The organism is Micromonospora jinlongensis, from assembly GCF_013410645.1.
Classification (GTDB): Bacteria; Actinomycetota; Actinomycetes; order Mycobacteriales; family Micromonosporaceae; genus Micromonospora; species Micromonospora zamorensis.
In genome coordinates this window covers 799,470-813,193 of sequence record NZ_JACCHK010000001.1, presented here as the reverse complement: position 1 = coordinate 813,193, position 13,724 = coordinate 799,470, and the positions used below count along the sequence as shown (strand labels likewise).

The following is a 13,724-nucleotide window of genomic DNA, read 5'->3' as shown; positions in this document are numbered from 1 at the left end:
TTGGTTGCCTCAAGCAAGCATTCACCGATCTTGCCCACTAGGCAAGTTTGCTCATTGAGAAGTCGCTCACCCGCACGTACCCTCGGTGCGATGGACGAGACGACCGGTCTGCGGGAGCGCAAGAAGGCGGCCACCCGCCTCGCCCTGCACGAGGCGGCCCTCCGCCTCGCCGCCGACGAGGGCATCGACGCGGTGACGGTCGAGGCGATCGCCGACGCCGCCAACGTCTCCCGGCGGACCTTCTCCAACTACTTCTCGAACAAGGAGCAGGCCCTCTTCCACGGCGACACCATGCGCCTGCACCGGCTGTTGCAGCTGATCCGCGAACAGCCCGTCGACGAGGCGCCGTGGACCGTCCTGAGCCGGGCAGCCGAGCGCCTCACCGAGGAGGTCTTCGGCGATTCTGAGCCTTCCTGGCTGACCCAGCGCCGGAAGCTACGCGGACACCCCGGTCTGGCCCCACACCAGGTGGCGGCGTACGCCGCGATCGAGCGCGAGCTGGCCGCGGAACTCGCCCACCGGCTCACCGACGACGACGTGGCACTGCGCTCCCGCCTCCTGGCCGCGACCTTCCTGGCCATCCTCCGGGTCGCCGTCCAGCACTGGATCGAGCACCCGGGCGACCCGATGGCGGAGACCGTCCGGACCGCACTCGCCGCGGCGGCTCCCGCGCCGGCCGCCCGGACACCTCCTACGTCGCGCTGATTTCCGGCGGCAGTGAGGTGGTCTGCGAGATAAGGCCCCGCAGTCGCGCCGCCCGCGACGAACTGCTGCTGGGCCGGTTGCAGCGCACCCCACAGGGTCCGCGCTGGCCGCGGTCGGGCATGCGCTCGCCGAGCACGCGGAGGTGGAGTTTGCCGCCGCGGCCACCGGCCAGACCAACATCATCGCTGCCGTCCGCTGCCGGGGCACCGAGGAGCTGTACGCGTACCTGAACGACAAGATCGGCGCTCTGGACGGCATCCGCACCGTCGAGACCGCGCTGATGCTGCGCCAGATCAAACAGCTGACACTCGCACCGGCGGCCGTGCCGGGCTGAAGGGTTCTGGTGGCCCCGTCCAGTGGGTGGTAGCCGACGGGCGCGGGCTTGACGGAGCGCAGACATCGGAGGTTTACTGCGTCAGCGATGCATGTTGATGAGCTTCGATCGTCCATGTTGGCCGGCTGAGGTCGTCGTCGCTGCCATCGTGAACACGTCGTCGCCGTCGCGCCAGCCGTCTCCTGGCGCTGTCGGCAGCGACGCGACGCTCCCCCCTCGGCGGGCGGGGAGCACCGGCACGGCAACCGCACCGCGCAGCGTCGCGCTCCCCCGCAGGACGATCCCCAGCGGCACGGCACCACCCCGCACCATCTCAGCCGAGCATCGGCGGCCCGGCTCCGTACCACCGCCATCTCGGCCCCGGCGAGCCCCCACAGCTCCGTGACGCGCGCCCGGGTCGACGCTCAGCAGAGGAGCAAGAGCATGCGTTCCCGTCCCCGTCTGTCAGCACTCGTCACCGGCCTGGCCGTGTTCCTGACCAGCCTCGTGGCCCTTCCGACGCCGGCCTCGGCGGCGCCGCTGACCAAGGTCCTGGTGTTCAGCAAGACCGCCGGCTTCCGGCACTCGTCCATCCCGAACGGCATCGCCGCGATCCAGCAGCTCGGCTCCGCCAACGGCTTCACCGTGACCTCGACCGAGGACGCCGCCCAGTTCACCACCAGCAACCTGGCCCAGTACCAGGCGGTGGTCTTCCTGTCGACGACCGGTGACGTCCTCAACGCCAGCCAGCAGACGGCCTTCGAGTCGTACATCGCCGCTGGTGGCGGGTACGTCGGCGTGCACGCCGCCGCCGACACCGAGTACAGCTGGCCGTGGTACGGCTCGCTGGTCGGGGCGTGGTTCGACTCGCACCCGGCGATCCAGACCGCGACCGTGAAGATCGAGGACCGGACCAACCCGTCGACCGCCCACCTGAGCGACACCTGGGTCCGCTCCGACGAGTGGTACAACTACCGCACCAACCCTCGCTCCAGCGCGCGGGTCCTGGCCAGCCTCGACGAGTCGTCCTACAGCGGCGGCAACATGGGCGGCGACCACCCGATCACCTGGTGCAAGGCGTACGGCGGCGGACGGGCGTGGTACACGGGTCTCGGGCACACCGAGGCGTCGTACACCGACCCCAACTTCACCCGGATGCTGCTCGGCGGTCTCCAGGTCGCCGCGGGCTCCGTCACGGCCGACTGCTCGCCGCGCACCACGACCCCGCCGCCGAGCGGCTCCACGCTGCGGGCCCGGGCCAACAACCAGTACGTCAGCGCGCTCAACGCCACCACCGCGCTGATCGCCAACCGCAGCAGCGTCGGCACCACCGAGCGGTTCGACCTGGTCAACCTCGCCAACGGCAATGTGGCGCTGCGCTCCAAGGGCAACGGGCAGTTCGTCGCCGCCGAGAACGCCGGTGCCGCCGCGCTGATCGCCAACCGGGCCACCGCGGGCGCGTGGGAGACGTTCCAGCTCGTGCGCAACTCCGATGGCACGGTGAGCCTGCGGGCCACTGTGAACAACCGTTACGTCGCGGCCGAGAACGCGGGCGCCTCCGCGCTGATCGCGAACCGGACCTCCATCGGTCAGTGGGAGAAGTTCGACCTCGTCACCGGCTGACCTGGTCCCCCGCACGTTTCCCCACGAACCCCATCTGGTCGTGGTGCGCCCCCGCGCGCCCGTCCACCGGTCGTCGAGAAAGGACGATCATGCTTTCGTACCCCCGGCGCTGGCCCCGGGCTCTCCTCGCGGCGGTCACCACCGTCGCGAGCGTGACCCTGGCTGTGGCCGCACCGTCGACCGCCCAGGCGGCGGTCATTCCCGCCTCCGACTATCAGCAGGTCAAACTCGCCACCGGCTCGGCCGAGCTGGGTGAGGCCATGTCCCTGGCCGTCCTGCCCAACCGCTCGGTGCTGCACACCGCCCGCAACGGCGTGCTGCGGGTGACCGACGTGGCCGGCAACACCAAGGTGTCCGGCACCCTGTCCGTCTACACCCATGACGAGGAGGGGTTGCAGGGCGTTGCCGTGGACCCCAACTTCGCCACCAACCGGTGGATCTACCTGTACTACTCGCCCACGCTGAGCACCCCGTCCGGGGACGCCCCGACCACCGGCTCGCAGTCTGACTGGGACCGGTGGAAGGGGCACCTGCGGCTGTCCCGGTTCACCCTCAACAGTGACGACACGCTCAACCTGGGCACCGAGAAGATCGTGCTCCAGGTCGCCAACGACCGTGGGCAGTGCTGCCACGTGGGCGGTGACCTGGACTTCGACGCCGCCGGCAACCTGTACCTGACCACCGGCGACGACACCAACCCGTTCGAGTCGTCCGGCTACGCGCCACTCGACGAACGGACGAACCGCAACCCGCAGTTCGACGCGCAGCGCTCCGCGGGCAACACCAACGACCTGCGCGGCAAGGTGCTGCGGATCAAGCCGCAGGCCGACGGCACGTACACCATCCCGTCGGGCAACCTGTTCGCCCCCGGCACGTCGGGCACCCGCCCGGAGATCTACGCGATGGGTCTGCGCAACCCGTTCCGGATGAGCGTCGACAAGGCCACCGGTGTCGTCTACCTCGGCGACTACGGCCCCGACGCCGGGTCCACGAACTCCAGCCGCGGCCCCCAGGGTCAGGTGGAGTTCAACCGCATCGCGGCGCCCGGCAACTTCGGCTGGCCGTACTGCACGGGGACCAACACCAGCACGGAAACATACAATGAATACACCTTCCCGTCCGGGCCGTCGCAGTCCAAGTACAACTGCACGGGCGGGCCGACCAACAACTCGTTCCGCAACACCGGCCTCGGCACGCTGCCCGCGGCGAAGCCGGCCTGGATCAAGTACGCCGGTGACTCCGGCTCACCGTCGGAGTTCGGCAGCGGCTCGGAGTCGCCGATGGGTGGGCCGGTCTACCGGTACGACGCCTCGCTCAACTCCAGCATCAAGTTCCCGCAGTCGCTCAACGGCCAGTTCTTCGCCGGTGAGTACGGCCGCCGTTGGATCAAGGCCATCGCGGTCAACTCCGACGGCTCGCGCGGGGAGATCTCCAACTTCCCGTGGAGCGGCACGCAGGTCATGGACATGGCCTTCGGCCCGGACGGCGCGCTCTACGTGCTGGACTACGGCACCGGCTCGAACAACCAGGCGCTCTTCCGGATCGAGTACATCGGTGGTGGCAACCGCAGCCCGATCGCTGTCGCCTCGGCGAACCCCACGTCGGGGGTCAACCCGTTGACTGTCACCTTCTCGTCGGCCGGCAGCTCCGACCCCGAGGGTGGGGCGCTGAGCTACCTGTGGACGTTCGGCGACGGCACCACGTCGACGGCGGCCAACCCGACGAAGACGTACACCACGAACGGCACGTACTCCCCCACCTTGAAGGTCACCGACCCGACCGGCCTGTCCGGCACGGCGAGCCTGGTCATCACCGTCGGCAACACGGCCCCGACGGTGACGCTGACCGCGCCCGCCGACGGGCAGTTGTTCACCTTCGGTGACACGGTGCCGTACCAGATCTCGGTGAGCGACCCGCAGGACGGCACGATCGACTGCTCCAAGGTCAGCCTGACCTACGCGCTGGGGCACGACAGTCACGCCCACCAGATCACCTCGAAGAACGGGTGCAGCGGCTCGATCACCGTGCCGACCGACGGGGAGCACGACTCGGCGGCCAACATCTACGGCGTCTTCGACGCCGCCTACACCGACAACGGTGGGCTCACCACGCACAGCATCAAGACCCTGCAGCCGAAGCACCGGCAGGGTGAGCACTTCAGCGCCCAGTCCGGCGTCCAGGCCACCGACCACACCAACGCCGAGGGTGGCCGTACCGCCGGGTTCATCGAGAACAACGACTGGATCTCGTACCAGCCGTACAACCTGTCCAACGCGACCCGGTTCACCGCCCGGGTATCCTCGGCCGGTGCCGGTGGCACCATCGAGGTCCGTGCCGGTTCCGCCACCGGCAGCCTGCTGGGCACCGTCACGGTGCCGGTGACCGGTAGCTGGGAGACCTTCACCGAGGTGTCCGGCGCGATCAGCAACCCGCCCAGCGCGTCGACCACGCTGTACCTGGTGTTCAAGGGCGGCTCGGGCAACCTGTTCGACGTCGACGCGTTCACCTTCACCACCGGCACCACCACCCCCAGCGGGGGGATCACGCTGCGGGCGCAGGTCAACAACCAGTACGTGTCGGCCGTCGGCACCAATCCGCTGATCGCCAACAAGGCCAGCGTCTCGACGACCGAGCAGTTCGACCGGGTGGACGCCGGCAACGGCAACATCGCCCTCCGGTCACGCGCCAACGGGCTGTACGTCTGCGCCGAGAACGCGGGCGCGGAGCCGTTGGTCGCCAACCGCACGACGGTCGGACCGTGGGAGACCTTCCAGATCATCACCAACTCGGACGGGACGGTCGGCCTGCGGGCACTGGCCAACAACCAGATCGTGGCCGCCGAGAACGCCGGGGCGGGGGCGTTGATCGCCAACCGCACGTCGGTCGGCTCCTGGGAGAGGTTCATCCTGACTGGCTGAGCGGCGGAGCCCGGCCTGGTCGGTGGCCGGGCCGGCCCGCTGAATCCAGAGTGGGGAGTCCGGGGCGGGCGGTGACATCCGCCCGCCCCGGTTCTTCTCGCCGCCGTCTTCGGGGTGCGGACTCAGGAGTCTGCCGGCACCCCTGCCTCGAGCTGACCGATCATCGGCGCGAGGAGGTCGTTGAGCTCCCGGGCCAGCACCGCGACGGCTCGGCGCGCGGTGACCGCTACGGAGTCGTCCGGACCGTCCGGGGCGGGCGGCAGGTCGTCGAGCGGGAGCGGTGCCTGCACCTGGAGCATCGCCCGCAGGTGCGGGCTTCGCGTCTGATCCTGCTCGGTCGGTGTGGTGAACTGGCCGAACAGCTGGGGCCAGTCTCGCCAGCCGCGGTCGCGCTGCCACTGCTTGGTCCAGGTGAGCTCGGCCGGCCAGCCGGAGACCACCGTCACGGCGCAGACCATGCTGCCGTCCCACGGGCTTCGCGTGCAGGTCGCCGACACGATCCGCCGATGCGAGCGGACGAAGCCGGGCGACAGCTCACCGGCGATCCGCCAGGCCGTCGCCGCGAACTCGACCGGGGCGATGTCACCCCAGGTCACGTCGAACTCGTCGATTCGCCGCAGCACCTCGGCCTCGTAGCGGCCCCGCCCGTCGGTGCCGTGCTCACGGTCGAACTGCTCATCCAGCCAGAAGGCGCGCGGCTCCGGCATCGTCTCCCCCGTTCGTCGCGATGGCACCCCGTCTTCGCACCCGACGCCGGTTTGTGAGGAGGTCTTTGGCACGGTGCGGAGGGTGCCGCAGTCAGGCAACCGTCACTGACCGTACACGACCTGCCCACAATGGATCGGCTGTTCGCACTCAGCGTCAGCGGTGCGACGTCGGAGCGCACCGGGCACCAGCGGCGGGATTCCGGCACTGCCCGCTCGGCGGCTGCCGTGGCGGCTTGACAAGGACCCCGATCCAGAGTGGACGATGCACCGTGCGAATTCTCGTGGTGGGTGGCAGTGGCCTGATCGGCGCTCATGTCGTGGACGTGCTGCGCGAGCGCGGCCATGCCACCACCACGGTGGCGCGCACCGCCCATCCGGAGGTCGACCACCTGCTCGATGTCGGGTCCGCCTCGATCGAGGAGCTGCGGCCGTTGCTCGCCGGTCACGACGGTGTCGTGTACGCCACCCGCACCGACGAGCAGCGGCCGTTGCCCAAGCCGATCTATCCGGAGTTTCGCCGTGACAACGTCGAACCGGTGGTACGCCTGTTCACCGCCGCCCGCCTGGAGGGCCTCACCCGCGGGGTGGTGATGGGGTCGTACTACACCTATTTCGACCGGCTGCATCCGCAGTGGCGGCTCGCCGAGCGTCACACGTACATCCGTTGCCGGCTGGAGCAGGCCCGCGAGGGGCGCGCCGCAGCCGGCCCGGATCTGCCGGTCGCCGTCCTCGAACTGCCCTTCGTCTTCGGTCGGGCCGGTGACCGGCTGCCGAACTGGTCCGGGCCGCTGGACCGGTGGGCCCGCTCCCGTACACCTCTGGTCGCGCCGACCGGCGGAAGCGCCGCGGCCTCGGCCCGCAGCGTGGCCGAGATCGCGGCCGGCGCCCTGGAGCAGGCCAGCGGCGCGGACATTCCGGTCGCCGACGAGAACCTGACCTGGGCCGACATGATCGCGCGTATCGCGGACGCGGTGGGCCGACGACGCCGGGTCGCCCGGCTGCCGGCCGGCGCAGCGAAGGCCGCGCTGCGCCTCGGCGGCGCGCTACAGGCCCTCGGCCGCAAGGAGTCGGGCGTCAACCCCAGCTACCTCGCCGATCTCCTGCTCGCCGAGCTGTTCATCGAGCCGACGACCGGCCGACCGCTGGATCCGGCGCTGCGGGAGACCTTCGCCCGAAACCCCTAGACCGGTGGTCGGGCGAGATACGCGGTCTTGACGTCGGGAGAGAACCCGCAGGCGCGGTAGAAGCCGTGCGTCGCGGGGTTACGCGAACCCGTCATCAGCATCGCCTTGTAGCAGCCCGCATCCCATGCCGCCTGGAGCGTGTCGGCCATGATCTGCCGCCCCAGACCGGTGCCTCGCCGTGATTCCTCCACGACGACGTTCTCGATGACGGCGTACGGCGACGCCGACCGGCTCAGGTTGGGGATCACGTTGAGGTACGTCGAGGCGACGACGGCCCCGTCCAGTTCGAGGACGAAGAGGTGCAGCCCTGGTGAGCCGAGGATCTGCCGGAAGACCGCCGCGCCGGAGTCATCGTCCAGCACCGGATCGTCCGGGTTCAGCTGCCGGTAGAGGCGGATGATCTGCGCCAGGTCGTCAGGCCGAGCCGCACGGAACATGCAGCGAGCGTAACCAGTGCCCCCACCGCGGCCGCTTCCACGTCGTTACCGGTCGACGCGTCTCATGCTGCGATACACCACGGTGATGATCAGGAATAGCGTGCCGACGAGCACGAGGGTGATCACGGCGTTGGCCGCCACCGGCAGGTCCTGAACCAGGGACTGCTTCACGTAGTTGCTGCCGAGGATGATGGGGACATAGATCCACCAGGGCGCCCACTTGCCGTTCTGCTGCTTGTCCCCGCTCACGGATGACCTCTTTCGACAGTGATGCCAGACCCCGCCGACCACGCGGCGACGCTGCATCCACCCTGGCCCCGAATGTCGGCCGTGCCATCGACACGGGGAACGAGAACGGCCTCATCAGTTGGTACTACGAACCAGCCCGGACGCCGTCGCTCACGCCCGCGTCTGCCGCGCGGCGATCTCGACGAACTCCCGCACCAGCGGCGACCGGTCGTCCTCGGCCCAGGCCAGACACACCTGGTTGTGGCCGAGGTCGCCGACGGGCACGTGGACGACGTCCGGCCTGGTGTAGAACGTCGCGGTCGACAGCGGCAGGATCACCACCCCGGCGTACGCGGCGACGTGTTCCAGCTTCTCCTCGACGGAGTTCAGCTCGGGTCGGGGGCGGGGGTCGGGATCCGTCGGACGGTTCGGCAGGTCCCGCCACTCGGGCACCGCGTCCGGGTCCTGGAGCAGCCGTTCCTCGACGAGCTCGGCCAGGTCGATCGACTCCTTGCCGGCCAGGCGGTGCTCGTGGGGCAGGACCACGACCCGGGGTTCGGTGAACAGGGGGCGCAGGCTGAGGCCGCGCTGGTCGACCGGAAGCCGCACGTAGCTGACGTCGGCGCGCCCCTCGCGTACCACCTCGGCCTGGTCGTTCCAGGAGGTTCGGACGACACCGACGGACAGGTCGGGGTGCAGGTCGGCGATCGCGCGAGCCTCGGCGGTGACGATGATGCCGGGCATGAACGCGATGGTGAACGTCGGTCTGCCGTGCGCGGCACGTTGCACCCGTCGGTGCAGTGCCTCGGCGGAGGCGAGCAGCGGACGAGCGTCGGTCAGGAGTTGGCGGCCGGCTTCGGTCAGCACGGTGGAGCGACGATCCCGGACGAAGAGCTCCGCGCGGAGTTCGTGCTCGAAGGCCCGGATCTGGCGTGACAGAACCGGCTGGGCGATGTGCAGCCGCGCGGCGGCCCGGCCGAAGTGCAGCTCCTCGGCGACCGCCACGAAGTAGCGCAGCTTGCGCAGATCGACGTCCATCCGATCCCCCGTCCGGTCCTGCGGCGCGACCGCATACATGATACCTGGCAGGTATCACAGCAGGTGAAAGAGGTCTTGGACGCGGACGTCGGGGTCGACGCATGGTGGGAACCGTCTTCACCACGAACCCCGGAAGGACACGATCATGAACCTCAGCGACCAGCGTGTCGTCGTACTCGGCGGAACCTCGGGAATCGGGCTCGCCACCGCCACCCGGGCCGCCCGCGAGGGCGCCCAGGTCGTGGTCGCCTCCCGCAACCAGGGCAGCGTCCATCGCGCCCTGGCGACCCTGCCGACCGGCACCCAGGGGTACGTCGCCAACCTCACCGACCCCGGCGACGTGGCCCGGCTGTTCCAGGGCCTCGGGCCGTTCGACCACCTTGTCTACACCGCCGGTGAGCCGCTCGCGCTGATGTCCGTCGACGCCCTCGACCTCGGCGCCGCCCGTACCGCCTTCGACCTGCGCTACTTCGGGTCCCTGTCGGCGGTCAACGCGGCACTGCCGTACCTGCGCCCAGGCGGGTCGATCACCCTCACCACCGGCACCGCCAACCACCGGCCGAGCGCCGGCTGGTCGGTGGCGGCCAGCATCACCGGGGCGATCGACGCGCTGGTCCGCGCGCTCGCCGTCGAGCTCGCCCCGATCCGGGTCAACGCCGTCTCCGCCGGCGTGATCCGCTCGCCGCTCTGGGACCCACTCCCGGAGGAAACCCGAGAGCAGATGTACGCCCAGCTCAGTGAGTCGCTGCCGCTCGGTCGGGTGGGCGAGCCGGAGGAGGTCGCCGAGGCCTTCGTCTATCTGCTCCGGGCGACCTACGCCACCGGCACGGTGGTGACCGTCGACGGCGGCACCCTCGTCGCCTGAGCCGGGCCCGATTACGTCGATCATGGAGTTGTGGTGCCCGGAACACGGCAAAGGCTCGCCTTTGTCACCCACCACAACTCCATGATCGACAGAGGGCCTGGTCCTGTGGCAGGGTTTGGCGGTGAAGGACTTTGGTGTCCGCGCGGCCAGCTCAGCCGATCGCGCGTTCCTGGTCGACATGCTCGCGGCGGCCGTGAACTGGTTGCCGGAGCGCAACTGGCCTCGCGAGCAGATCCTGGCTGACCCGGCGCTGGCTCACTACGTCACCGGTTGGATGCGGCACGACGACTTCGGGATGGTCGCGACGGAGCCGGCGGGCCGGCCGGTCGGGGCGGCCTGGTTCCGGTACCTGACCGCCGCCGACCCGGGTTACGGGTACGTGAGCGACGACGTGCCGGAGCTGACCATCGGTGTGGTGGAGTCGTGGCGGGGCCGGGGCGTGGGCCGGGCCCTCCTGCGCGCCGTCCTGGACGCCGCGCGCGACCGTGGCATTCGCACGGTCTCGCTGAGCGTGGAGCGGGCGAACGTCGCCAGACGGCTGTATGTGGCTGAAGGGTTCCGCACTGTCGAGTCCTTCGAGAACGCGGACACGATGGTCGCCGAGATCCGGGCCTGATCACTCGGCGAGCACCCCGCCGGGCCCTCACCTGAGCTGTTCGGCCAGTCCGACGATGATGCCCTCGGGACCGCGCACGTAGCAGAGCCGAAAGATGTCCTCGTACCGCTCCAGCTCACCGACGAGGTCCGCGCCACGGGCACGCAGGCGGGCGACGACGTCCTCGATGTCGTCGACGGCGAACATGATGCGACGAAGACCGAGCGTGTTCGCCGGCGCGTCACTGGGCTCGGGGCTGATCGCCTTCGGGGTGTGGAACATCGCCAGCTCGACCTTGCTCTGACCGTCCGGGGTGCGCAGCATCGCGACCTCCTGTCGGACGTCGTCGACCCCGATGACACGCTCGACCCACCGTCCCTCGACCGGCCCTCTGCTCTCCAGCTCCATGCCCAGTTCGACGAAGAACGCAATAACAGCGTCGAGGTCTTCGACAACGATGAGGACGTTGTCCATCCGCTGGATCGCCATGCTGGATCTCCCTGGTCCGGTGCGGCCCCTGTGGCCGCATCCTCCCCCGGGACGGAGCCGCCCGACCGTTCTCGACACAGGTTTCGTCAGTCAGTTGCTGGCGCCGTGTCACCACGCCCGCTCCTCGGGTGTTCGCCCTGGTGGCGGCCCGCCCAGGGCGCTCGCTCAGTAGCCGGCGACGTGCGGGGCCAGCGCGATCGTCACGAAGCGAATCGTCCGGCCCAACAGGCAGGTCACCGCGAAGGCCGTGGAACGCATGGGTGTGCGGCCCAGGTAGACGCTGGCGGCCAGCAGCGGCGGGAATCCGGTGACGGCGCTGACCAGCAGCATCCCGGTGGCCTGGCGGGGGCGTTCCATCACCTCGACGAGTCGCGCGCCGGCCGCCTTCGGGCGGGCGAGCATGGTCGCCAGCCGGCCCGCGGGCTGGGGCGCGGCGGGTGTGCGCCTGGTGAGCCGGCGTTGCAGCCAGGACGAGTGGATCGCGCCGCGCGCGGCGAGGAAGATAAGGACCTTGCCGGCAGTCTGACCGGCCGCGGCAGCTACACCCAGCGCCACCGACGGCGCGCCGGTCGTCGTCACGGCCGCGATCAGGTACGGCTCGGCCGGGGTGAACGGCAGGAAGGCCGACAGGAGCCCGACGGCCGCAGCCACCAGGACGGCGATCATGGCCGGGTGTGCGGCGGGTCCACCGGCAATTTGGCGGCGCAGACCAACGAGACGACCTTCACCGCTGCGACTGCGAGGGCGAACGTGACGGCCACCGCCGTCGGGGCGACGATCGCCAGGATCACCACCGCGGCGGTGTTCAACGCCTTCGCCGGCGGCGACCAGTTCCACCGGTAGATGCGGCGGTCGACGCTGGCGAAGTAGTTCGGACTCAGCAGCGGCCAGCGCAGGAACATCAGGCTCAGCAGCTGGTCGATGACCATGAACTGGACGAGAAACACCGCGACCGGCAGGGCGGTGGCGGGCCGCAGCACGACCAGCGCGGCGGCACAGGCCGACGTGCAGGCACGGTCGGCGACGATGTCGAAGACCGCGCCGGTGCGCGTCTCCTGCCCCAGGGCCCGGGCGGCGGCGCCGTCCAGGATGTCGCCGATCCAGTAGATCAGGTACGCGGCGACGAGCAGGTGGACGCTGCGGTGGGTCAGCGCCGCCACGGCGAGCGCCACCGAGATGGCGGTCCGGACGGCGGTGATGGCGTTGGGGACGTTGACCAGCGTGACCGGCGGGCTGAGGCCGAGGGCTGTCATTCGGCGTCCTTGAGGATGCGGTGCATCTCCGCGGTGCGTCGGTTCAGATCGGCCAGCTGCGCGCCCATGTCGGCGAGCAGGCGTTGTGTTTCGGCGGCCTGCTCGGCGTACTGCCGCTGTAGTTCGCCGGAGACGGCGACCCGCTTGCGGACGCCGGCATACCAGATGGCCGCGATGACCACGGCGGCGATGACGATGAGGAAGACCGAGGCGGCGATGTCCATCTAACTGTTTCCTTTGGGTACGGCGTCGCCGTCTCCGGCGGTGCTCAGGGTCGTGGCGGCGACCGCCACCACGTCGGGCGTGAGGTGCAGCGAGAACGGGGTGGCCTCGTAGTACTTGAGTGCCTTGGCGTCCGGAGACAACTCCAGGTGCGCGGTGACCAGCCCGGCCTTTTCCAGCTTCTTGAGGTGCACCTGCAGCAGCGCGCGGCTGATGCCCAGGTCGCGGGCGAGTTGTGAGACGTAGGCGCGTTCACCGGCCAGCGCCGCGAGCACGCGCAATCGGTGCGGGCTGGCCAGCGTGGCGAGGACCTCGACCAGCCGGTCACCGCTCAGCTCCCATACCTCGCGTTGGCTCATGCCAACTATTTTTGGCATACGCAAGTCAGGGCGTCAACTCGGGGTGGGCGGGCTGCGTGGGAAGGGTATTTTTGACTCAAGCGTCCGAACCTAACGGGTACTTGCCCGGCGGCCACTCCCCGCAGGTGACGACAGGCGGCCTGGTTCGGCGATCGGAAGGCTGCATATGGCGAGTACGGAGCGCGCGGCGGTCGCCGCGGCCGCGTTAGATCGCATTGACGCGTGGCTTCAACAGCACGCACCCCGGGCCCGCGCGGCTCTACGACCGCCGGCGTCTGAGGCCGACCTCGTGGCGGCACAGGAGGCAGTCGGCCAGCCGCTGCCGCCGGACCTGCGCGCCTGGTGGTTGTACGCCGACGGGACGCATTCCGGCCTTCAGGCGGACGGCGGGTGGCTCATCCCGCCAGGCTTCGCGCCGTACCCCATCAATGAAGCGTTGGAGAGTCGGCGCTTGTGGATGGACGTCGCTCGGAAGGTCGCACCGCTCGACCGGTGGGACGACTTCGTGAATTCGGAGAACAGCCGCCTAGCCGCAACGGTTTGCGAGACCTGGCTGCCTGCCTGGTTGCCCGTCGCCACCAACCACGGCGGCGGGAATCTCTTCGTGGACCTGCGCGGCGGACCCAGGCACGGCTGCGTGATGGAATTCCATCGGGACACTGGCGCACTGGCCCAGCCACCATGGGCAGATGTGGCGGACATGCTTGACGACATTGCCGAGCGACTGGAGGAAGGCGAGGCGGAACTCGATGACTCAGGTCGGATCGACTGGCCGTGATGCCCGTCTC

General features: G+C 69.8%; 17 protein-coding genes. 8 read left to right on the top strand and 9 right to left on the bottom strand.

All coding sequences use genetic code 11. The features are described from left to right. Window positions 1-90: 90 nt before the first annotated feature. The 4 genes from HNR22_RS03150 (at window position 91) to HNR22_RS03135 (ending at window position 5,559) form a co-directional block, all read left to right on the top strand. A complete protein-coding gene (locus tag HNR22_RS03150; protein ID WP_179778991.1) occupies window positions 91-705 on the top strand; it encodes a TetR/AcrR family transcriptional regulator in 615 nt (204 codons plus the stop codon). Window positions 706-727: 22 nt separating this feature from the next. Beyond that, window positions 728-1,039 carry an Lrp/AsnC ligand binding domain-containing protein gene (locus HNR22_RS03145; protein ID WP_218907029.1) on the top strand — a complete coding sequence of 104 codons (312 nt, stop codon included), beginning with the start codon at window positions 728-730 and terminating at the stop codon, window positions 1,037-1,039. A gap of 423 nt (window positions 1,040-1,462) precedes the next feature. Next, window positions 1,463-2,641: a ThuA domain-containing protein gene (locus tag HNR22_RS03140; RefSeq protein ID WP_179778990.1), complete on the top strand. Its 1,179-nt coding sequence runs from the start codon at window positions 1,463-1,465 to the stop codon at window positions 2,639-2,641. Window positions 2,642-2,730: 89 nt separating this feature from the next. Continuing rightward, on the top strand, window positions 2,731-5,559 hold the full coding sequence (locus tag HNR22_RS03135) for a PQQ-dependent sugar dehydrogenase (RefSeq protein WP_179778989.1): 2,829 nt from the start codon (window positions 2,731-2,733) through the stop codon (window positions 5,557-5,559). Between the two features lie 122 nt (window positions 5,560-5,681). Here the strand turns inward: HNR22_RS03135 and HNR22_RS03130 are convergent, their stop codons facing one another. Next, the gene (locus HNR22_RS03130; protein WP_179778988.1) at window positions 5,682-6,266 is read right to left on the bottom strand and encodes a hypothetical protein; all 585 of its coding nucleotides are present in this window, start codon (window positions 6,264-6,266) and stop codon (window positions 5,682-5,684) included. Window positions 6,267-6,535: 269 nt separating this feature from the next. Between HNR22_RS03130 and HNR22_RS03125 the strand changes: the two genes are divergently transcribed. Then, entirely contained in the window at window positions 6,536-7,450 is a 915-nt protein-coding gene (locus HNR22_RS03125) for an NAD-dependent epimerase/dehydratase family protein (RefSeq protein ID WP_179778987.1), read from the top strand. Here HNR22_RS03125 and HNR22_RS03120 read toward each other — a convergent pair. The 3 genes from HNR22_RS03120 to HNR22_RS03110 all read right to left on the bottom strand — a co-directional run bounded on the left by HNR22_RS03120 (window position 7,447) and on the right by HNR22_RS03110 (window position 9,153). Further along, the gene (locus HNR22_RS03120; RefSeq protein WP_179778986.1) at window positions 7,447-7,887 is read right to left on the bottom strand and encodes a GNAT family N-acetyltransferase; all 441 of its coding nucleotides are present in this window, start codon (window positions 7,885-7,887) and stop codon (window positions 7,447-7,449) included. The genes HNR22_RS03125 and HNR22_RS03120 overlap by 4 nt on opposite strands. Before the next feature lie 45 nt (window positions 7,888-7,932). Continuing rightward, window positions 7,933-8,136 (bottom strand): hypothetical protein, encoded by a 204-nt coding sequence (locus HNR22_RS03115; protein ID WP_179778985.1) that lies wholly within the window; start codon window positions 8,134-8,136, stop codon window positions 7,933-7,935. Between the two features lie 150 nt (window positions 8,137-8,286). Further along, window positions 8,287-9,153: a LysR family transcriptional regulator gene (locus tag HNR22_RS03110; protein WP_179778984.1), complete on the bottom strand. Its 867-nt coding sequence runs from the start codon at window positions 9,151-9,153 to the stop codon at window positions 8,287-8,289. Window positions 9,154-9,298: 145 nt separating this feature from the next. Between HNR22_RS03110 and HNR22_RS03105 the strand changes: the two genes are divergently transcribed. Together HNR22_RS03105 and HNR22_RS03100 are read left to right on the top strand one after the other, a co-directional pair. Further along, window positions 9,299-10,018: an SDR family oxidoreductase gene (locus tag HNR22_RS03105; RefSeq protein ID WP_179778983.1), complete on the top strand. Its 720-nt coding sequence runs from the start codon at window positions 9,299-9,301 to the stop codon at window positions 10,016-10,018. Between the two features lie 121 nt (window positions 10,019-10,139). Continuing rightward, window positions 10,140-10,634 carry a GNAT family N-acetyltransferase gene (locus HNR22_RS03100; protein ID WP_343059657.1) on the top strand — a complete coding sequence of 165 codons (495 nt, stop codon included), beginning with the start codon at window positions 10,140-10,142 and terminating at the stop codon, window positions 10,632-10,634. 27 nt (window positions 10,635-10,661) lie between these two features. Here the strand turns inward: HNR22_RS03100 and HNR22_RS03095 are convergent, their stop codons facing one another. The 5 genes from HNR22_RS03095 to HNR22_RS03075 all read right to left on the bottom strand — a co-directional run bounded on the left by HNR22_RS03095 (window position 10,662) and on the right by HNR22_RS03075 (window position 12,936). Next, the gene (locus tag HNR22_RS03095) at window positions 10,662-11,102 is read right to left on the bottom strand and encodes a VOC family protein (protein ID WP_179778982.1); all 441 of its coding nucleotides are present in this window, start codon (window positions 11,100-11,102) and stop codon (window positions 10,662-10,664) included. 165 nt (window positions 11,103-11,267) lie between these two features. Continuing rightward, the gene (locus HNR22_RS03090; RefSeq protein ID WP_179778981.1) at window positions 11,268-11,768 is read right to left on the bottom strand and encodes a hypothetical protein; all 501 of its coding nucleotides are present in this window, start codon (window positions 11,766-11,768) and stop codon (window positions 11,268-11,270) included. Beyond that, window positions 11,765-12,355, bottom strand: a complete 591-nt coding sequence (locus tag HNR22_RS03085) for a CDP-alcohol phosphatidyltransferase family protein (RefSeq protein ID WP_179778980.1) — start codon at window positions 12,353-12,355, stop codon at window positions 11,765-11,767. The genes HNR22_RS03090 and HNR22_RS03085 overlap by 4 nt, the downstream gene beginning before the upstream one ends. After that, entirely contained in the window at window positions 12,352-12,579 is a 228-nt protein-coding gene (locus HNR22_RS03080) for a hypothetical protein (protein WP_088948075.1), read from the bottom strand. The genes HNR22_RS03085 and HNR22_RS03080 overlap by 4 nt, the downstream gene beginning before the upstream one ends. Next, window positions 12,580-12,936, bottom strand: a complete 357-nt coding sequence (locus tag HNR22_RS03075) for an ArsR/SmtB family transcription factor (protein WP_179778979.1) — start codon at window positions 12,934-12,936, stop codon at window positions 12,580-12,582. A 166-nt stretch (window positions 12,937-13,102) separates the two neighbouring features. On the opposite strand from HNR22_RS03075, the gene HNR22_RS03070 reads away from it, so the two are divergent. Further along, a complete protein-coding gene (locus HNR22_RS03070; RefSeq protein ID WP_246380644.1) occupies window positions 13,103-13,714 on the top strand; it encodes an SMI1/KNR4 family protein in 612 nt (203 codons plus the stop codon). Window positions 13,715-13,724: the final 10 nt, after the last annotated feature.